An 18729-nucleotide genomic window follows, 5' to 3' on the forward strand; every position below is an offset into this window, starting at 1 on the left:
TGCTTGCTCCCGGGGGGAGCCCTGTGGCTCTGTCCGTTGGACAATCCGTTCCTTCCATACCGGTCGGCCATTCACAAACCGTCCTCTATGGCCTAGAAGGCGCGCAGTAGAACTCCGGTCGCAGCCTACCCGGTCAAAACAAGGACACCTGTCATGAAGACAATTGTAATCTGCTCCGGCGGATTGGATTCCGTTTCGCTTGCGCACAAGGTCGCGGCTGAACAGGAGCTTTCCGGCCTCCTGTCGTTCGATTACGGCCAACGGCACCGCAAGGAACTGGATTTCGCCGCCGCCTGCGCCATGCGCCTCGGCGTCCCGCACCAGATCATCGACATCCGCGAGATCGGCCGCCACCTCACCGGATCGGCGCTGACCGGCGATTTGGACGTGCCGGACGGGCACTATGCCGAAGAGACGATGAAGGCGACGGTGGTGCCGAACCGCAACGCCATCATGCTTGCCATCGCCTTCGGCGTCGCTGCAGCCCGCAAGGCGGATGCAGTCGCGACCGCCGTGCATGGCGGCGACCACTTCATCTATCCCGATTGCCGGCCGGGTTTCATCGACGCTTTCCAGGCGATGCAGAACCGCGCGCTCGACGGATATGCGGATGTTGCGCTCTATGCGCCCTATGTGAACGTCGCCAAGGCCGACATCGTCGCGGACGGAGCCAGGCACGGCACGCCCTTTGCCGAGACATGGTCCTGCTACAAGGGCGGCGCCCACCATTGCGGGCGCTGCGGCACCTGTGTCGAGCGGCGCGAAGCCTTTCACCTCGCGGGTGTCCCTGATCCGACGGAGTACGACGATCCGGTTTTCTGGGTCGCGGCGACCGGCTCCTTCGTTGCCGAAGAGGTGAAATGATGTTCCGCATCACCAAGGAATTCCATTTCTCCGCCTCGCACCAGCTGAAGAGCCTTCCGGCCGAGCATCAATGCGCCCGACTGCATGGGCACAACTACATCGTCGAGGTCGAGCTTTCCGGCGAAAGGCTGAACGAGCATGGATTCGTTCGCGACTATCACGAGCTCGCACCGCTGAAGCAATATATCGACGACTGCTTCGACCACCGCCATCTGAACGACGTGCTCGGGCACGATCGGGTGACTGCGGAATGCCTGGCGCAGCATTTCTACGAATGGTGCAGAGCCCGGCTACCCGAGACGACGGCCGTTCGCGTCAGCGAGACGGCGAAGACCTGGGCGGAGTATCGCCCATGATGCACACCCGATCCGACGAAATCCGCGTCAGCGAGATCTTCGGACCGACGATCCAGGGGGAGGGGGTGCTGATCGGCCTGCCGACGGTATTCGTCAGGAGCGGCGGCTGCGATTTCCGTTGTTCCTGGTGCGACAGCCTCCATGCCGTCGACAGCAGCTACCGGCATGAATGGCAAAAGATGTCGACCGAGGAGGTCTGGCAGGAAATCGTTCGGCTTTCGGGCGGAGAAGCCGTGATGGTTTCGCTATCGGGCGGCAACCCGGCAATACAGCCGTTCGGCGATCTGATCGCCCGCGGGCATGAAAAGGGCTATCGATTTGCCCTGGAAACGCAAGGTTCGCTTGCCCGCGACTGGTTCGCCGCTGTCGACGTTCTGGTGCTCAGTCCCAAGCCGCCCTCGAGCGGGATGGAGACCGACTGGGAAGCCTTGGACGACTGTCGCCGCAGTGCTGGGAGCAAGCCGCAGACGGTGTTGAAGTTCGTGGTCTTCGACGAGAGGGATTATGCCTATGCGAGGGCGGCCGCCGCCCGCCAGCCGGATCTGCCCGTCTATCTGCAGCCCGGCAATCATACGCCGCCGCCCGCAGACCAGGCGGACGCGCCGATCGATATCGACGGCGTGATGGAGCGTATGCGCTGGTTGGTCGACAGGGTCGTTGCAGACCGGTGGTTCGGGGCGCGGGTCCTGCCGCAACTGCATGTCCTCATCTGGGGCAACAGGCGAGGCGTTTGAAGCAGCAGTCACGTGTCTCGTCAGGCCGCAGTACGCTGATCCGAATTCAAGGCGCACCGCGTGCGGCCACCTCCAGGCCCGAAACGCCTCCGCCGAGGCGAACCGGCTTCAGGGCCGGGCCTTCGGCGTCCTTGACGAGATGGATCACGCGAGAGAACTGCACTCCGTTCCGCGGCGTTCGGCCGATCTTGATTACCGCGGTCTCCCGCAGGTCGGCCTCGAAGATCGAAAGGGCCCGTTTCAGGGCATCGGCGTCCATGGTCTCCAGCGCTTCGTCGATGACGACCCAGCGGGGTTTCTGCACGAGAAGCCGGGCGAAGGCCAGGAGGCGCTGCTCGTCGTCGCCGAGTTCGCGTTCCCAACGGGCCTCGCGATCGAGCGAAGTCGCAAGGTGGTCGAGCCCGACCTTCGAAAGCGCAGTCACGAGCACTTTGTCGGGGAAACTGTCTGCGTGCGGATAGGCAAGGGCGTCGCGCAACCGGCCGCGGGGGAAATAAGGCGCGCGAGGAATGAAGGCCACGGTTTCGCCGGCAGGCATTCCCACGCGACCGCTTCCCCAGGGCCAGAGCCCGGCGAGCGCCCGGAAGACCAGCGTCTTCCCGGCACGCGGATCGCCGATGATGTTGACCCGTTGACCAGGCGCGATCTCGATACGAGACTCTTCCAGCCTGGTTCGCCCCGAGCGGGAGACCACCTCCAGGTTCTCGAACGTCATAGTGGCACTGTCGTTCTCGACGAAGTCGATACGCTGTTCATCGCCATGCAGCGTGTCCGCGGTGATCAGCGCGCGGCGGAAGGCCGCAACGCGCAGCAGCGTTGCCCGCCAGTCCGTTATCGCGCTCACATTGGCGACGAACCATTTCAGCGACGAATGCACCTGATTGAACGCCCCCACCGCCATCATAAGGCCGCCGAAGCTGATGTTCCCCGCGAAATAGACGGGCGCCGCAACCAGAATGGGCGCGACGACAGTGACCCAGCCATAGCCGTCCTGAACCCAGGCAAGATTGATTTCGGCTCGGAATATGTTGCGCGTGGCATCGAGCACGGATGAGAGGTCGAGTTGCAGACGCCGTCGCTCTCCAGCCTCGCCGCCCGCAAGCGAGATGCCGTCGATATGCTCATTGGCGTGCATCATCGAGAAGCGAAGATCGGCCTCGCGGGCGTAGCGCTCGCCGTTCAGAACGATCAGCCGGCGACCGACGAGCCAGCTCAGCCACGACGCGGAGCCGGCGTAGAGGATTGCAGCCCACACCATGTAGCCCGGAATTTCCAGCGATCGTTCGCCGATCTGGAAGGCAAAGCCCGCTGAAAGGGACCAGAGGACGCCGACGAACGAAATGAGCAAGATCGACGATTGCAAAAGCCCGAATCCGAGGCTGGTCGTGAGATCGGCAAGGTGTCCGGCATCCTCCTGCATGCGCTGATCCGGGTTCACGCCGATCGTGCCGGCATTCGCCAGCCGGAAGGCACGTCGCGGCCGCATCCACTGGCCGATCAAGTCCAATGTCAACCCTTCGCGCAGCTTCAAGCGCACCATCTGATTGAGCCATTGCTGGGCGACGTTGAACACCAGGAGCACGCCGGCGAGGAGGACGAACAGCATGAGCTGATAGAAGAAGCTGTTGAGATCACGCCGCTCGATCGCGTCGAAGAAGGGCCGGTACCAGCGATTGAGAACGATCTGCCCGATGGCGGTGGCGATGATTATGGTGAAGCTGCCGGCCGCGAGCCACAGGATAGGCTTCAAAACCGGCGAGTCGACGAAGGCGTGCCGCATCATCTCGAACTGCTGCCAGATACTGCTGCCTTCGGGTGGGGCGGTGGGCGTTCGGGCCTGAGTCTCATTGCCGGCTTGGTTCTTCATCTCCAATTCCTTCCCCTCGGCGCACACGGCATCCCCATCTAATCCGACGGTCGGTACGCGCGGCCATTGGGCCCGCGAAAAGCGTGAACGGACAGATCCGGGACGTTTTGTTTACGGTCGCCTGTGTGGCTTGAACAATCTGCCGGCCAGGGCGAGTGCCGTATGGCAGCGCCCCTTTTCATGCTCGGCGGCGGCGGTCCGACAAGTGGAGATTCAGTGCCGAGCAACAGTCGGTACGAAGCAAATAGACCGTTAGAAATCTGAAATAGAGCTAAATTAGAAATCCCCATACCGCTCAATGTATGGACAACGGCGCCGCCTGAAAACCGGATTTTGATCCGTTCCGAGACAGTCGGACCCCACCCGTTTTCCGGAACGGCATCGCTGAGCATGCAGCCGCGACGTGCGACCCTTTGAATGTATTCGCGATTTTCTTCTGCAATTGTCGCTTGGGGAGTACCTGACAGGTCCCACCGGCTATACAGTAAACTTTTGTGATCTACGAGGCCTGACCGTTATCGCGGCCGGACATTTGCTCGTCGCCAGCAATATTGAGCGCGATTCTCGGCCCGGTCGCCGAATCGGGACATCGCAACCCCCGGTGCCAAAATCCACGTTCCAGTGCCCGACTGGCGCTTCCGGTGCACAAGAGCGATTTCGGCTTGTCCATGTTACAGCGATGACATAAAACGTTACCGCCGTCCTGCAGCGCCGCGCGTCTCACGCGCACAAAGGTTGCTGCAGCACTTTTATCTGTTGCATGTCTTTTCCCTTGAATTGCGGTTCAGGGGGCATGCAGTGACGCGTGTCGACCCGTACTCAACAGCAAAATTCGTAAGAATTTTCATGCCAAGAGAAGGAGACATTTATGTCTATTTCACCCTCCAACATTGGCGACAAGGAAGCCGCTCCGATGCCCAACGGCGACATCGCCGCTCGCGTCAAGGCCGCGCGTGAAGCGGTCGGCTACAGCATCGAGGATCTCGCGGTCACCTGCGGCCTTGCCGTCGTCGAAATCAACGATATCGAGAACGGCACGGAGTTCAGCCCGGCGAAGCTCAAGCGCGTCGCCGGCGCACTGCAGGTGCCGCTTTCCCATTTCCTGCCCACGGAAATGTGAGATCGACAGAACGAGGTGCGCGGTTCCGCCACCCTCTGCCGGAAGCGCTCAGCACCTTGACCCGTTTGTAATCTGGCCCGGCCGGCTCACACGCCGGCCGGGCTGCCATTAAACGGGTGGAGGCCTTTTATCTTCTGGATGAGCTGCGTGCCGTTGAACGGTTTTGCCAGGCGAGGCAGGGCACGAAATCGTTCAGGCAAGTCAAACACGGTGTAACCGGTCAACAGAAGCACCGGCACCTCGCGCTCAATAAGTTCATCGACAAGTGGATAGGCGAACTCGCCTCGCAGGTTCAGGTCAAGGGTCGCGATATCGAACGGGTGTGCGCGAACTGCGGAAATCGACTGTGCGAGGCTCGTGAACGGGCCGATCACCGAATAGCCCGCCGCGACGAGATCGTCTTCAATCTGAAGCGCGACAAGAAACTCGTCTTCGACGACGAGCACACGGCATCGGTCGCCGGGATTCATCCCGGAGCTCCGCGCGGATAAGGAACGTCGATCGTACAAACCAGGCCTTGCGGCGCAAACTCGAGATGCACTTCACCGCCAAGATCCGAGGCGAGGACCCGCTCGAGCAACAGACGCCCGAAACCGTTGTGCTTGGGCGCAACAACCGCCGGTCCGCCCGTCTCGCTCCAGCATATCCGCAGCCGCTCACTTGCGACGTCGATCATCCACTCGATATCGACTTTTCCGCTCTTGACGGAGAGTGCCCCATGTTTCGCGGCGTTGGTTGCAAGCTCGTGCGCCGCCATGCCGAGGGTGAGCGCATGCTTGGGCGGCAACATCGCCGGCGGCCCGGCAAGGGTCACGTTCGTCCTGCCGTCGTCCTGATACGGCGCCAGTTCGTCGAACAGCACGGTTTTCAGGGAAACTCCAGACCAGCTCGCCTCCGCGAGGCGCGTATGCGTCTGCGCGAGCGCCCTTATGCGCGCATCGAAGGAACGGTGCGCCGCGGTGGCGTCCGGATTGGTCGAGAAGGTCTGTCGTGCGATCGAACCGACGATCGCCAGCGTGTTCTTCACGCGGTGGCTGAGCTCGGCGACGAGGAGATTGCGCTGCGCTTCGGCCTCCCTGCGCTCCGTGATGTCCATGCAGACGCCGATCAGACGCCTTTTGGGACCGTTGCGCGGCGAAAGCTGTCCGAAAGCCTCGATCCACCGGATGGCCCCGTCGGGGAACTGAGCACGGTAGACGACGTGGTAGTCTCCCTCTGCTTCGATCGCCCTGGCCATCTCGCGCTCGATCAAGGGAAGATCGTCCGGGTGTACGTCGCGCTTGAAGTCGGCCAGCGTTCCACCGAACGACCCGGGCTCGATACGGTGAAGCGCCTCCAGCCCCGGCGACCAGATTACCTCACCCGTTTCGAGGTTCCACTCCCAGGCGCCCATATGTCCGGCATCCAGTGCGAGCTGCAGGCGCCGTTCGCTTTCCTGGAGCGCCTCCTCGGCCTGCTTGCGTCCGGTGATGTCGACAGCAGCAGCGACGGCTCCGACCACTTCGCCTGTGACGTCGCGCAGCGGAGTCGCGTTGCCGAAGATATGACGGGAGCTTCCGTCGTCGAAGCGTATTTCCTGCTCGAAGTTCTGCACCTCTTCGCCGCGCGCCGCCCTTTGTACCGGCATCTCCTCCGGCGACAATGCGCGCCCTTCCGAGAAAACGCGGAAGTTGGTGGGGTGCTCGCCGGGAGGCGCCGACATCGAAAGGTTGCTGTCGTGCGGTAGCCGCAAAATCTCGTAGGAGCTGTTATTGCCGCTGATGACGCGGCAATCCGGCGTGCGCGCCATCCAGATCAAAGCCGGGACGGCCTCCATGATCGCGGCCAACTCGGCCGCGCGCGCCCTTTCGTTGGCCTCGTTGCGGCGCAACTGCTCTTCCGCCTGGCGCCGCGCATATTCGGCTCTCATGCGCTGGATGGTGAACCCGAGTTGCCGCGCGATGGTAAGCGCCATGCCGATCTCGGTTTCCTCAAACCGATGTGGCCGGTCGTAATAGGTCATGAATTTGCCGATCAGCCTGCCTTCCGTGACGAGCGGGAAGAAGCCGAGCGCACCAATACCTTCGCCGACTATGCTCTCCTTCAGCTCTCGCGAGATTTCCGTCTCGTCGATATTCTCGACGAAGATCGGCTCGGGTTCGTTCGCTCCCGTATGCCAAGGGGAGTGTCCGTCGACAGCGCGCTGATAATGCTCTGAAAGGCCGCGAGCGGCGACGAACCGCATGGTCCCGGAATCGTCGAAGAGCAGAATCGAGGCGCGGTCGCATTTCAACGCGCCCTGGATGGCGTCCAGTGTCGCCTCGTAGACTTCCTCTATCCGTTTGGTACGCTGAACCCTTTCCGTCAGACGATACAGTGCGGCCTGCTCACGAAAGCGCGCAGCCAATGCCTCTGCCGCGCTTTTCGTCTCGGTGATGTCGCGGGCGATCTTGGAGGCGCCGATAATGCGGCCGGTTGCATCCCTGACGGGCGAAACGGTGAGCGAAATGTCCACCAGAGTCCCGTCCTTGCGCCGGCGCTTGGTCTCGAAATGGTCAACCAGTTCGCCTCTACGAATGCGTTCGAGAATGCCGGGCTCCTCGCTCAGACGTTCCGGTGGTATGAGGATGGTGATCGACTTGCCGATAACTTCTTCCGCCGTATAGCCAAAAAGCCGCTGCGCGCCGCGGTTCCAGCTGGTGATGATCCCGTCCAGGTTCTTCGCGACGATCGCGTCGTCGGAAGATTCGACGATCGCGGCGAGATAGCGGGAACTGCGCTCCATATCTTTCGCGCCGCTGAGGTCCACGAGAAGATTGACGGCTCCTGTCATTGCGCCCGTATTATCGAAGATCGGCGTCGGATGCGGGAGAAGCGGGACCGAGGTGCCGTCCGGCCGGACCGCGATCAGTTCTTCCCCCCTTATCGGCCGCCCTTCTTTCAATGCGCGCGCCATCGGGCACTGGTCGTGCGCAAGAGGCGAGCCGTCCGGCCGCCTCAGTTGCCAACTGACGCACCAGCGATCCTTACCGAGCTCCGGCTCGCGCCCCGCGACGGCCACGGCCGCGGCGTTGCAGTAGGTGACGATACCTTCAGCGTCGGTTGCGTAAACCGGCACCGCGAGTGCGTCGAGCACGGCCCGATAATCGGTCGCTTCTGAAGTCGTGACATCGTCGATCGTCGTTTTGGGTAGAATTTCTGCGCCGTGCATGTTCCCTCCGCAGCCGCCGCCAACTTCAAAGAACGCAGCCATCGCTGCTTTGTTCCGCGCCCGCCCCCCAAACTCTTGGGGGTTATTAAAACGGCAGCCCCGTCTAGTTTAGGCCTGAGGACGCGATCAGCGCCGGGGTGAGCGGAGGAAACCGAACATCAAACCGGAGACATTTCGATGAGCAAAACCGTATTGAACGCCGTGGGAACGCCGCTTTACTACAGCGGCAGTTCGACTGCTTGGTTCTCCGCCACCGGATCTGGCCCCACGCTCCATGGCACTGCCGGCAACGATTCCATGTGGGGCGACAGCTCCGTGAACGTCACCATGATCGGCGGCAGGGGCGACGACATCTACTACCTGTATTCGTCGATCAACCGGGCATCGGAAGCGGCCGGCGAGGGCGTCGACACGATAAGCACGTGGATGAGCTACACCCTGCCGGCGAACTTCGAGAACCTCACGGTTACCGGAAGCGGCCGTTTCGCATTCGGCAACGATACGGACAACATCATTAAGGGCGCGTCGGGAACGCAGACGATCGACGGGCGCGGCGGCAACGACGTCCTGATCGGCGCGGGCGGTGCCGACACCTTCGTGTTTGCGCGAGGCAATGGAAGCGACCTCATCACCGATTTCAACTATGACGACATCGTACGCCTCGACGGCTACGGCTTCACGTCGTTCGAGCAGATTCTGTCCAATGTGGCGCAGGAGGGCGCGGATCTCCGGCTCCATCTCGCCGATGGCGAGAGTCTGGTATTCGCGAACACCACCGCCGACGAATTGCAGGCGCACCAGTTCAGGCTGAGCCTCGACCGCTCCGTCCTGTCTCAGACTTTCTCGGACGAGTTCAATACGCTTCAGCTCCGAAACGGTACAAGCGGGGTCTGGGACGCCAAATTCTGGTGGGCGCCGGAAAAGGGAGCGACGCTTTCCAGTAACGGCGAGCAGCAATGGTACATCAATCCGAGCTATGAGCCGACCGCTTCCGTCAACCCCTTCTCCGTCAACAACGGCGTGCTGACGATCACGGCCGCGCCGGCGTCGGAGTCGATCCAGGCCGAGATCAACGGCTATGATTACACGTCCGGAATGCTGACGACCTACTCGTCCTTTGCCCAAACCTACGGCTATTTCGAAATGCGCGCGGACATGCCGGACGACCAGGGCGTCTGGCCGGCTTTCTGGCTGCTGCCCGCCGACGGTTCCTGGCCGCCGGAACTCGATGTCGTGGAAATGCGCGGACAGGACCCGAATACCGTCATCGCCACGGTGCATTCCAACGAAACGGGATCGAGGACGAGCATCGAAAATGCGGTAAAAGTCGCAGATGCGAGCGGCTTTCACACATACGGGGTGCTTTGGACGGAAGAAGAGATCGTCTGGTATTTCGACGATGCGGCGATCGCGCGCGCCGATACGCCTTCCGACATGCACGACCCGATGTACATGCTCGTCAACCTGGCGGTCGGCGGCATCGCCGGCACACCCCGCGACGGTCTCGCCGACGGGTCCGAAATGAAGATCGACTACATCAAAGCCTATTCGCTCGACGCGGACTGGCAGATCTGAACCAGGGAGTCCGAAGGCCGGCAATCCTGCGGCGGTGCAGGCTGCCGGCCTTCGACCGGCTATTTCTGGATGCAGGTATCCGCAGTCTCCTTGGTGCACTCGTCGAGGCCGGTGAAGACCGGGTCTTCGACCGGTTTGCCGGCGATCAGGTCCAGCATGACCTGCGGAGCCTTGTAGCCCATTTCGAATGGCCGCTGCCCGACGAGAGCGGTAACCAATCCTTCTCTGGCGATGGCGACCTCCTCGCCGATCGTATCGGCAGCGCCGATGACGAATTCGTTCTTGGCGATCTTGTCGGCCATCGGCCTGAACAGATCGCGATAGGGCTGTGGCGCGCCGAACAGCGGCCACCCGCCCATGATCCCGAAAGCATCGAGGTCGGGATTGGCGGCAAGGATATCGGTCATCGCCTGTACGCCCTTGGCGCCGTCGTCATTGGTGAAGACCGGGCAGCCCGCCACTTCGGTCCAGTTGCCTTCGCCCTTGAGTTCCGCCAGGCCCTTCTGGCCGGTCAGGGCGTCCCGCATGCCCTGGGCGCGGCGCAGAATGTTGTCGGCGCCGGGATTGCCCTCGATGGTGCAGATCTTGCCGCCATCGGGCTTGGCCTTCTTGATGTATTCGCCGATGCGGTAGCCCATCAGATAGTTGTCGGTCCCGAGATAGGTCTGGCGCAGGGCAGAGTCTTCGGCGGCGAGGTCCGCGTCCACGGTCATGACCGGAACCGATGGATTGGCGGTCTTCAACGTCTGGGCGATGAGCTTCGCATTGGATGGCGAGATGGCGATTGCGGCGGTTTCAGCCTTGCCCAGCATGTCCTGGACGATCTGCGCCTCGCCCGCCTCATCCGAGGTCGAAGCCGGACCCGTGTAGAAGCACTCGTATTCCGAGTCCGGATTTTCCTTGTTCCACTTCTGGCAACCCTGGTTGATCGCTTCGAAGAAGGGATTGTCCAGCCCCTTCACCACGATGACGAGCTGTTTCTTCTGGGCCATGGCCGTTCCGGCGCTGAGTGCCAGAGCGGCAACGGCAAGCAATAGTGCCTTCCTCATTCCTTCCTCCCTTGAAACAAGCGGACACGCGCGTGCCCGCGCCTTGAAATATGAGAGTTTCGGGTAGGCGGCGGCGTCGCGCAGCCGTCGATCCATCGAGGCATTGAAGAGCGGCCGGTCGCGTGCGGATCGTCAAGCAGCGCCGCGATGAGGTCCGCCTGACCCTGCCCGTGCCCCGGGGGACAAGGATCAGCATGCTCTCCTCCCAGCACCAGCTAATATCCGCGCGAACGGCACGTCAACGACTATTTGTATGACAATATGCGTTTCAGCGTATGTGCGGAGCGATTTGTAGGACTATTGATTGACGCTTTCCCGCGCATTTGCGTAAATGGAAGCGGTCGCCTTGCCGGGAGAGCGCGAGAGCGGGGCAAGCGACCGAGGAGGCGGCCCGCTGCTTCGGGAGGCTAGACGGCTGTGGCAGTTCTCGAACTCGTCAATATTTCCAAGCATTTCGGCGCCATTCAGGCTGTCAGCGACGTGTCGCTCTCGCTCGACCGCGGCGAGGTGGTCGGGCTCATGGGCGACAACGGCGCCGGCAAGTCGACACTGGTCAAGATGATGGCCGGCAACTTCCGGCCGAGCCATGGAACGATCCGGCTCGACGGTGCGGAACTCGTGATGCATCGCCCGGTCGAGGCGCGGCAGCACGGCATCGAGATCGTCTATCAGGATCTGGCGCTTTGCGACAACCTCACGGCTGCTGCAAATGTCTTTCTCGGGCGGGAGATCAGGCGCGGCATCGGGCCGCTGCGCATACTCGACTACAGGGCGATGTATCGCCGCGCCGGCGAGATTTTCAAAGAACTGAAGTCGGAGACGCCGCCGCGCAACCTGGTCAGGCAAATGTCGGGCGGTCAGCGGCAGGCGGTTGCAATCGCGCGGACGATGCTTTCAGAGGCCAAGATCGTGCTCATGGACGAACCGACGGCGGCCATTTCGGTACGGCAGGTGGCCGAGGTGCTGAACCTGATCCGCGAGTTGCGCGACCGGGGCATCGCCGTCGTGCTGATCAGCCACCGTATGCCGGACGTCTTTACCGTCGCCGACCGGGTCATCGTCATGCGGCGGGGCAGGAAGGTTGCCGACAAGCCGATCGCCGCGAGTTCGCCGGAGGAGGTGACGGGCCTGATCACCGGCGCCATCGAACAGGTGTGAACCATTCGGAAAGAAAGCGAAGGTCGACAATGGCAATTACGCTCGATCGAGCAGTCGGACAGAGAGAGCGCGGATGGCTCTCGTTCCTGTTGGCCAGCCAGGCATTCTGGGTCCTGGTGGCGGTCATCCTCGCCTGCCTCTTCCTGTCGGTTGCCACCGACTCCTTCGCAACGGCCAAAAACCTCTACAACATCACGCGCAACTTCACCTTCGTCGCGATCATCGCGCTCGGAATGACGCTGGTCATCATTACCGGCGGCATCGATCTGTCGGTCGGGTCGGTCCTCTGCCTGTGCAGCATGGTGCTGGCCGTGGTCATGCATGCCGGCTACGGCATAGAGGTGGGTATTGCCGCCTCGATCGGCACGGCGCTGGTCGCCGGCGCATTCAACGGGGTCATGATAGCCTATCTCGGCTTTCCACCTTTCGTGATCACCCTCGGAATGCTCTCGATCGCGCGAAGCCTGGCGATGGTCGCATCCAACAATACGGTCGTATTCGAGTTCGGCCCCGACCACGACACGCTCCTGGCTCTTGGCGGCGGCGCCTGGTTCTTCGGTATCGCCAATCCGGTGCTCTACATGATCGTCCTGGCCCTCCTCACCGGCTTCGTTCTGCGCTGGACGAAGTTCGGCCGCTACGTCTTCGCCATCGGCGGCAACGAGCACGCCGCGACGCTCACCGGCGTTCCGGTGAGAAGGATCAAGGTTGCCGTATACATGATCTCCGCGCTCGCGGCGGGGATTGCCGGCATCATCCAGACCGGCTGGCTCGGTGCCGTGACGACCAATATCGGTGCAGGAATGGAGCTTCAGGTCATCGCCGCTGCCGTCATCGGCGGCGCCAATCTTGCCGGCGGCGCCGGCACGGCTTCCGGCGCCCTGATCGGAGCTGCGCTGATAGAGGTGATCCGCAACAGCCTCGGCTTGCTCGGAATTAACGCATTCTGGCAGGGCGCCTTCATCGGCGGCGCCATCGTGCTCGCGGTGCTTTTCGACCGGATCCGAAACTTCCGGCAAAGCGAATAGACGAGGGAAGGGCGGGCCGACGCGGCCCGCATTCAAGAACCGGTTCGCCGGCTCAGCCCTTGGCGAGGATGCGCCGCATCTCTTCCATGGCGGCTTCGCGCTGGGGGTCGTGTCCGTCGGCATAGGGCAGGGGGAACGGAACGGTTACGTCCGGCTCGACGCCGCGCCCCTCCAGCCGCACGTCGTCATCGATCACCGCGTCGGAAACCGCAAGCTCCAGAATGCTGTCGTCCGGCAGGATATAGGCGCGGCCGGCGAGAAGCGCCCCCGCCGTGCGCGTCCCGACGAGCGGGATTCCGTTGGCCTTCAGCGCATAGGCGAAGAGTTCGAGGCCGCTTCTCGATCCCTCGTCTATGATGGCGACGATCGGGCGGCGCCAGCGGACATTGGCGAGCATATCCTTGCCGTTGCGGGAGATCAGCCTGAAGTTCGGCGTATCGCCGACGAAGAGCTCCGCAGCGTCGGGCGGACCGCCGCCCCAGCGTCCGCGCAGATCGACGACGACGCCATCGGCGTCCTTGAGACGGCCGGTCGCCAGTTCCCGCGCCGCGATGTCGAGACCGTCGGGACTTGAAAGGGTCCAAAGACGCAGATAACCGATGCGCCGCCCATCGCTCTCGTTGACGGACACGCTGTTCTCGATCGCCTTTTCGAATGTGGGCAAGGGCCGCAGCCGTTCGACCGCGACACTGGCCGTGAAGGGCTGTGCGCCGGGATTACGGCGCAGGCGGATCTCCACCTTTTGTCCGATCCTGTCGCGGAAGGATTCGATTTCGCGATACGGCGCGCCATCCACCGACAGAACCTCGTCGCCCACCCGGATACCCGCCTTGTCCGCAGGCGAACCGTCATAGACGTCGCTGACGAACAGCAGACCGTTTTCCATCCGGGCGACCATGCCGACCCCGGCATAGCTGGCCCGGCCATCCGGCGGGAACAGCCGCTTCATGTCGTGGCGGATAGCGTAACGGAATATGTCGGCGAGTTCGTAATAGGCAATCGTATCCCGCGTGAAGCGAGCGGTATGCGACGCGTCGAGGCTCGCGAGGACTCTCTCGACCGCAGCATCGACCCGGGGCTCCGTGCTCTTCGGGTTCAGCGGGTCGCCGCCGTCCAGTTCCTGCCGTACCGCTGCGCCGAAGCCGTCGAGCGCTGCGGGATCGTGAAAGTTGTCGACGACAAGCGTGACGACGCGGTCGAATATCGGATGACCCGAGCGCGGCAGGTCGAGGCCGAAGCCCTGGGCAGGAACGAGGAGAAGCAGGAACCCGGCCAACAGGCCCCCGGGCATCTTCGCGTGCATGGATCGATCTCCGTTGTCCGGGGATCATACCGGCACATCGGCGACTGCAGTGAGGCCTCTCTCAACAACATTCCGTGAGGTCGGCGAGAGCGGCATAGTCTCTCCTTTTCATGGAACACTTGCCCATCGCCAAAGTTGTAGGCCAGGCTGCCGATGACATACGTAAAGGCGGGGAATGGTCGTTTATCTTACAGGCCTGGTATCGCTGCTGCTCGCCGCTCTCAGCCTCGGCCCCTCCTTCGCCCATGTATTCCCGCCCCGGCTGTTCGTCTGGGCGCCGGAACTGTGGCGCGAGGCGACCGTCTTCAACGGCCAGTTCGCGCTTTTTGCAAAGGTCGGCGCGCCGCTCGACGTCACGACGATACTGGCGGCGTGCTTTCTTTCCTACCTGCTCGCCAATGAGCGGCCGGCGTTCTGGTTCGCCCTCGCCGGCGCGATTTTATTTGCTGGAGCGCTGGCGGCGTGGTTCACGCTGGTCGCTCCGGCAAATGCGATCCTGGCCACCTGGAAACCAGGCCCGATCCCGCCGGACTTCGAAGCGATACGCCTCAGATGGGAGACGGGCCACATGGCCGTCGCCGCGTTGAAGGTCCTCGCCTTCGGGTCGATTTCTATCGCCCTGCTGGCACCGCGCCTTGGCAGTGGCACATAGCGCAATACTCAGAGAGCTATCGCCGTTGCGAGCAATACGAGGCTGGCGAGGCCGAAGACGGCCCGTACGACATGGGATCGCTCCCAGCGGTCCCGCAGGACGGTCCAGTCCGCGTTTTCCGCGGCCGTCGAAGCGCGTTGCGCGCCGAAAGCGAAAAAGCGCGCACCCGTTCCTCCCAACTGCGTATCCTTGAGCCAGAAGTTGTTCACGGGGTGCGTCAGGATCCAGTACGCCGCGTGCATCGCCAGCAGCCCGGCGAATGCGCCGACAGTCAGCCAGAAGGCCGCCGTTCCGCCGGGCATCAGGAAGAGGAGAGCGGCAGTAAGAAGCAGCGCCGCCGGCTCTGCTGCGCCCCCGATGGTGAAGCCCGGATAGTAGATTGCCTGCATCGCCAGATATTGTTCTCTAGGCAATCGCAATTTGCCGGGCAACTCGAGTGCATGGGCAAGGGCCAGTGCCGTTGCTGTCGCGACCAGGACGATCGTGAGAACTTCTACCGTCACGAGCATTAAGTCGATCCGATTTGCCTGCTGCAGGTTCCTCGACTTGCGTGTTTCCCCAAGACGCGCAGCGCCGTAGGGTTGTGGCCCGAACTCCGGAGCGCCGATTCGGTTCCATCAATCTTCGGGCTCAAAGTGGCCGGCGGCATCGACCACCGGAAATTGCGCTGCGTGGTGGCAAGCAGTGTGTCGATGGCGTCGTCGATGGTCCCCGATCGGTTAAGGGTCGCGAATGGCTTCACCAGTCACAAAAGCTTCAGGGAGCCTTCACCAAACTGTCGTGCCCCTCCGCTATCTGTCGCCGAAGCAAATGCAATTTTAAATGCAGGAGAGGCAGAGCATGTCATCGAAATTGCAAACCATTCTGGCGGCCAGTGCGGTCGCGCTTTTCTCCACCGTCGGGATGGCCTATGCCGACACCAAGGTCACCTTCTGGCACAGCTTTAAGAACGGACAGGGTGAAGCGCTTGAGAAAGTCATAGCGGGCTTCGAAGCCGCCAACCCGCAAATCGATATCCAGGCCGAATTCATCGGCAATTACAACGATATCGTTGCAAAACTTCAGGCTGCTATCCCGGCAAACCGCGCGCCCGATGCCGTCATTCTCGAAGTGACCCGCTACGGCCTGTTCGCCAACAGCAACATTCTGACGGACCTTACCCCCTATTTCGACGCCGATCCGCTGAAAGACAAGCTTTACGACTACGCCCGCGAAGTCGGCGTGATTAACGGCAAGACCTATATCGTCCCGTTCAACTCCTCGACGCCGGTCCTTTACTTCAACAAGGATGTGTTTGAGCGCGCAGGGCTGCCGGCCGATACGCCGCTCAAGACGTTCGACGACATCCTGGCGGCGGCCAAGACCATCAAGGAGAAGCTCGGTTCCGAGGGAATTTCCGGCATTGCGGCTCCTGGCCAATTCGCCCGCTGGGGTCTGGTCATGGCCAATGACAGCGATCTCGTCGATTCCAAAACCGGCGAAATCATGCTCGACAAGTCGAATACGATCGAAGCCTATCAATGGATGGCTTCGCTCGTACATGAGCACAAAGTCGCCTCGCCCGACGGCGTGACTGAGGAGGACAACGGCCGTGACGCCTTCCTCGCCGGCAAGGTCGGCATCATGCTGAACTCGACCGGGAATTACACCAGCTCGAAAAAGGCGCTGGGAGACAAGCTCGCCGTGCGGCCGATGCCTTGCAATAAAGTTTGCGCCGTTCCGATCGGCGGCGCCGGAATTGGTATTTTCGCCAAGGCCGATCAAGACGTGAAGGATGCCGCTTATAAGTTCGTTAGCTACGCCGCCTCGGCTGAATCCAATGCGGTCTGGTTCGCAGCAACAGGCTATATGCCGCTCAACAAGGACACGCCGAAGCAGCCGGTCGCGATAAAGGCGCTCGAAACCCAACCGGGCATTGATGTCGCCATCAACTCGCTGCCTTATGCTCGCGGCCGCGCCCGCACCACTGTCGTCACCTGGATGCGCTCCACCGAATACAAGATGTGGGAAGCCATGGCGCTCGGTCAGCGCGGCGTCGAGGAGACGATGAAGGACTTCGCCGAGCAGACGCGTAAGCAAGACAAGCGCCTCAGCAACTGATCGTTTCTCCAGCCAATGCCGGCGGGCTTCCTCTCACAGTCCGCCGGTCCGGTTTCATCGCCATGCACCGCAAAATAACGCCTTATCTCTTCGTCGCGCCGCTGATGATCTTCATCGCGGTCTTTACCTATATTCCGATCGCCACCAGTCTTAATCTCAGCGTCCGGGAATGGAATTTCCTGTCGCCGGACATGCCCTTCGTGGGGCTGAGAAATTACGAAGAGCTTTTCGATTCCCGCGAATTCTGGAACTCGCTCTGGGTCACGACGCTTTTCGCCGTCCTCTCGGTGCCCATCAGGCTGGCGCTGGCGCTTCTCATCGCAAGCTATCTCATCTCGGAAACATTCGTTTCCAGACTTTTGCGTGGCGCGATTTTCCTTCCTTACGTCACGTCGACCGTTTCCATCGCGGTGATCTTTTCCTGGGTCTTCTCCACCGATTACGGCCTGGCGAATGCGCTGCTCGTGAAACTTGGATTCGAACGCCTGCCCTGGCTCCAAAATCCGTCCCTCGCACTCGGCGTTCTCGTCCTCGTCAACACCTGGAAACAGATCGGCTATGACATCGTCATCTATATCGCCGGTCTTCAGGCCGTGCCGCGCGAGCTTTACGACGCTGCCGCCGTCGATGGCGGGCGGCGGCTCCATGTCTTCCGCCGCATAACTCTGCCGCTCGTCATGCCCACCACCTACTTCCTTCTGGTGATCTCGGTGATCGAGGCGTTCCAGGTCTTCACCATCGTCAGCGTCATGACCCATGGCGGGCCTGCCGGAGCGACTGATCTTCTTGTCCACCAGCTTTACCGCATCGGGTTCGTACTGTTCGATATCGGCAAAGGCTCGGCGCTCGCCGTACTGCTCTTCATCATCCTAATCGCCCTGTCGCTGATCAAGTCCCGCGTCATTGGCCGGAAGGTGCATTATGAAGCCTGAAAACCCTGTTCTGCTCGGACTCGCACTCGCGTTCGGCCTTCTTTTCCTCTCACCGGTCTTTTATTCCATCTGGATTTCGTTCCAGACGGCGGACGCCTATTATGCTGGCGGGCTGGACTTCACGTTCGCCAATTACACGCTCGCGATCGGCCAGTATAATTTCGCTCGTTATCTGTTTAACAGCCTTGTGGTTTCGGGCTTGGTGACGGTGCTCAGCATCGCCTTTTCGACACTCGCCGCCTTCGCCTTCGCACGATACCGCTTTCGCGGCGGCGATATTCTCTTCGCCGCAACGGTGGCGACGCTGATGATTCCGAGCCATATCAGCCTCATTCCCAATTACCTGACGCTTGCCAAGGCCGGACTGCTCGACACCTATGCCGGTCTCATCCTGCCGGCGATCTCCAACGGCTTTGCCGCTTTCTTCCTGCGGCAATATATCCGGGGCATCCCGAAGGCGCTGGACGAGGCGGCCTATATGGACGGGGCGACACCCCTGCAGGTTCTGTGGCGGGTGATCGTGCCGATCTCTCGCCCAGCGATCTCCTCAATGGCGCTCTATGTCTTCATTACCGAATGGAACAATTATATCTGGCCGCTGGTCGCGGTCGGCAAGGAAGATCTCTTCACCCTTCAGGTCGGGCTGGCGCGGCTTTATCGCATCAACCCCGGCGAGGGGCTGGTGGACTGGCCACTGGTCATGGCCGCCTCGACAATCACCATCCTGCCGGTGCTTCTGGGCTTCCTGCTGGTCGAGCGGCATCTTGTGCGCGGCATCACCATGGGCGCGGTAAAATGATC

General features: G+C 61.7%; 17 protein-coding genes and 1 pseudogene. 11 read left to right on the plus strand and 7 right to left on the minus strand.

Annotation, left to right across the window (positions count from 1 at the left end; translation table 11 throughout):
• The first annotated feature begins 153 nt into the window (after positions 1–153).
• The 3 genes from queC to queE are packed head-to-tail and all read left to right on the plus strand — an operon-like array spanning position 154 to position 1954.
• Positions 154–864, plus strand: a complete 711-nt coding sequence (gene queC, locus CN933_RS22390; protein WP_102762410.1) for a 7-cyano-7-deazaguanine synthase QueC — start codon at positions 154–156, stop codon at positions 862–864.
• On the plus strand, positions 864–1220 hold the full coding sequence (gene queD, locus CN933_RS22395) for a 6-carboxytetrahydropterin synthase QueD (protein WP_102762456.1): 357 nt from the start codon (positions 864–866) through the stop codon (positions 1218–1220). The genes queC and queD overlap by 1 nt, the downstream gene beginning before the upstream one ends.
• Positions 1217–1954, plus strand: coding sequence for a 7-carboxy-7-deazaguanine synthase QueE (gene queE / locus CN933_RS22400; RefSeq protein WP_102762411.1), 738 nt, complete (start codon positions 1217–1219; stop codon positions 1952–1954). The genes queD and queE overlap by 4 nt, the downstream gene beginning before the upstream one ends.
• 46 nt (positions 1955–2000) lie before the next feature.
• Here the strand turns inward: queE and CN933_RS22405 are convergent, their stop codons facing one another.
• A complete protein-coding gene (locus CN933_RS22405) occupies positions 2001–3821 on the minus strand; it encodes an ABC transporter ATP-binding protein/permease (protein ID WP_102762412.1) in 1821 nt (606 codons plus the stop codon).
• 868 nt (positions 3822–4689) lie between these two features.
• On the opposite strand from CN933_RS22405, the gene CN933_RS22420 reads away from it, so the two are divergent.
• Positions 4690–4941, plus strand: a complete 252-nt coding sequence (locus CN933_RS22420; RefSeq protein WP_018097005.1) for a helix-turn-helix domain-containing protein — start codon at positions 4690–4692, stop codon at positions 4939–4941.
• Between the two features lie 86 nt (positions 4942–5027).
• Here CN933_RS22420 and CN933_RS22425 read toward each other — a convergent pair whose 3' ends face one another.
• Entirely contained in the window at positions 5028–5411 is a 384-nt protein-coding gene (locus tag CN933_RS22425; RefSeq protein ID WP_018097004.1) for a response regulator, read from the minus strand.
• Positions 5408–8131: a PAS domain S-box protein gene (locus CN933_RS22430; protein WP_102762457.1), complete on the minus strand. Its 2724-nt coding sequence runs from the start codon at positions 8129–8131 to the stop codon at positions 5408–5410. The genes CN933_RS22425 and CN933_RS22430 overlap by 4 nt, the downstream gene beginning before the upstream one ends.
• A gap of 177 nt (positions 8132–8308) precedes the next feature.
• Here CN933_RS22430 and exsH point away from each other — a divergent pair, with 177 nt between their 5' ends.
• Positions 8309–9706 carry an endo-1,3-1,4-beta-glycanase ExsH gene (gene exsH / locus CN933_RS22435; protein ID WP_102762413.1) on the plus strand — a complete coding sequence of 466 codons (1398 nt, stop codon included), beginning with the start codon at positions 8309–8311 and terminating at the stop codon, positions 9704–9706.
• Between the two features lie 59 nt (positions 9707–9765).
• Here exsH and CN933_RS22440 read toward each other — a convergent pair whose 3' ends face one another.
• Positions 9766–10755 carry a sugar-binding protein gene (locus CN933_RS22440; protein WP_102762414.1) on the minus strand — a complete coding sequence of 330 codons (990 nt, stop codon included), beginning with the start codon at positions 10753–10755 and terminating at the stop codon, positions 9766–9768.
• A gap of 417 nt (positions 10756–11172) precedes the next feature.
• Between CN933_RS22440 and CN933_RS22445 the strand changes: the two genes are divergently transcribed.
• Both CN933_RS22445 and CN933_RS22450 read left to right on the plus strand, forming a co-directional pair.
• Positions 11173–11913 (plus strand): ATP-binding cassette domain-containing protein, encoded by a 741-nt coding sequence (locus CN933_RS22445; protein ID WP_018097000.1) that lies wholly within the window; start codon positions 11173–11175, stop codon positions 11911–11913.
• 29 nt (positions 11914–11942) lie between these two features.
• Entirely contained in the window at positions 11943–12941 is a 999-nt protein-coding gene (locus tag CN933_RS22450) for an ABC transporter permease (protein WP_102762415.1), read from the plus strand.
• Positions 12942–12993: 52 nt separating this feature from the next.
• Here the strand turns inward: CN933_RS22450 and CN933_RS22455 are convergent, their stop codons facing one another.
• Positions 12994–14244, minus strand: coding sequence for a S41 family peptidase (locus CN933_RS22455; protein WP_102762416.1), 1251 nt, complete (start codon positions 14242–14244; stop codon positions 12994–12996).
• A 175-nt stretch (positions 14245–14419) separates the two neighbouring features.
• Here CN933_RS22455 and CN933_RS22460 point away from each other — a divergent pair, with 175 nt between their 5' ends.
• Positions 14420–14896 (plus strand): hypothetical protein, encoded by a 477-nt coding sequence (locus CN933_RS22460; RefSeq protein WP_102762417.1) that lies wholly within the window; start codon positions 14420–14422, stop codon positions 14894–14896.
• Positions 14897–14904: 8 nt separating this feature from the next.
• On the opposite strand, the gene CN933_RS22465 is transcribed toward CN933_RS22460, so the two are convergent.
• Together CN933_RS22465 and CN933_RS31955 are read right to left on the minus strand one after the other, a co-directional pair.
• A complete protein-coding gene (locus CN933_RS22465; protein ID WP_102762418.1) occupies positions 14905–15405 on the minus strand; it encodes an anthrone oxygenase family protein in 501 nt (166 codons plus the stop codon).
• Positions 15406–15525: 120 nt separating this feature from the next.
• Positions 15526–15641, minus strand: a pseudogene (locus tag CN933_RS31955) (site-2 protease family protein); the annotation flags it as partial.
• Positions 15642–15736: 95 nt separating this feature from the next.
• Between CN933_RS31955 and CN933_RS22475 the strand changes: the two are divergent.
• From CN933_RS22475 to CN933_RS22485, 3 genes are all read left to right on the plus strand, one after another.
• A complete protein-coding gene (locus tag CN933_RS22475) occupies positions 15737–16996 on the plus strand; it encodes an ABC transporter substrate-binding protein (RefSeq protein WP_102762419.1) in 1260 nt (419 codons plus the stop codon).
• 62 nt (positions 16997–17058) lie between these two features.
• Positions 17059–17928, plus strand: coding sequence for a carbohydrate ABC transporter permease (locus tag CN933_RS22480; protein ID WP_102762420.1), 870 nt, complete (start codon positions 17059–17061; stop codon positions 17926–17928).
• Entirely contained in the window at positions 17918–18727 is an 810-nt protein-coding gene (locus CN933_RS22485; RefSeq protein WP_102762421.1) for a carbohydrate ABC transporter permease, read from the plus strand. The genes CN933_RS22480 and CN933_RS22485 overlap by 11 nt, the downstream gene beginning before the upstream one ends.
• The last annotated feature ends 2 nt before the right edge of the window (positions 18728–18729 follow it).

Source organism: Sinorhizobium sp. M4_45 (genome assembly GCF_002885915.1).
GTDB lineage: Bacteria > Pseudomonadota > Alphaproteobacteria > Rhizobiales > Rhizobiaceae > Sinorhizobium > Sinorhizobium meliloti_A.

Bases quoted from the DNA above. Each gene is read 5' to 3' on its own strand.
- queC (WP_102762410.1), top strand. From the start codon at position 154: ATGAAGACAATTGTAATCTGCTCCGGCGGATTGGATTCCGTTTCGCTT.
- queD (WP_102762456.1), top strand. From the start codon at position 864: ATGTTCCGCATCACCAAGGAATTCCATTTCTCCGCCTCGCACCAGCTG.
- queE (WP_102762411.1), top strand. From the start codon at position 1,217: ATGATGCACACCCGATCCGACGAAATCCGCGTCAGCGAGATCTTCGGA.
- CN933_RS22405 (WP_102762412.1), bottom strand. From the start codon at position 3,821: ATGAAGAACCAAGCCGGCAATGAGACTCAGGCCCGAACGCCCACCGCC.
- CN933_RS22420 (WP_018097005.1), top strand. From the start codon at position 4,690: ATGTCTATTTCACCCTCCAACATTGGCGACAAGGAAGCCGCTCCGATG.
- CN933_RS22425 (WP_018097004.1), bottom strand. From the start codon at position 5,411: ATGAATCCCGGCGACCGATGCCGTGTGCTCGTCGTCGAAGACGAGTTT.
- CN933_RS22430 (WP_102762457.1), bottom strand. From the start codon at position 8,131: ATGCACGGCGCAGAAATTCTACCCAAAACGACGATCGACGATGTCACG.
- exsH (WP_102762413.1), top strand. From the start codon at position 8,309: ATGAGCAAAACCGTATTGAACGCCGTGGGAACGCCGCTTTACTACAGC.
- CN933_RS22440 (WP_102762414.1), bottom strand. From the start codon at position 10,755: ATGAGGAAGGCACTATTGCTTGCCGTTGCCGCTCTGGCACTCAGCGCC.
- CN933_RS22450 (WP_102762415.1), top strand. From the start codon at position 11,943: ATGGCAATTACGCTCGATCGAGCAGTCGGACAGAGAGAGCGCGGATGG.
- CN933_RS22455 (WP_102762416.1), bottom strand. From the start codon at position 14,244: ATGCACGCGAAGATGCCCGGGGGCCTGTTGGCCGGGTTCCTGCTTCTC.
- CN933_RS22460 (WP_102762417.1), top strand. From the start codon at position 14,420: ATGGTCGTTTATCTTACAGGCCTGGTATCGCTGCTGCTCGCCGCTCTC.
- CN933_RS22465 (WP_102762418.1), bottom strand. From the start codon at position 15,405: ATGCTCGTGACGGTAGAAGTTCTCACGATCGTCCTGGTCGCGACAGCA.
- CN933_RS22475 (WP_102762419.1), top strand. From the start codon at position 15,737: ATGTCATCGAAATTGCAAACCATTCTGGCGGCCAGTGCGGTCGCGCTT.
- CN933_RS22480 (WP_102762420.1), top strand. From the start codon at position 17,059: ATGCACCGCAAAATAACGCCTTATCTCTTCGTCGCGCCGCTGATGATC.
- CN933_RS22485 (WP_102762421.1), top strand. From the start codon at position 17,918: ATGAAGCCTGAAAACCCTGTTCTGCTCGGACTCGCACTCGCGTTCGGC.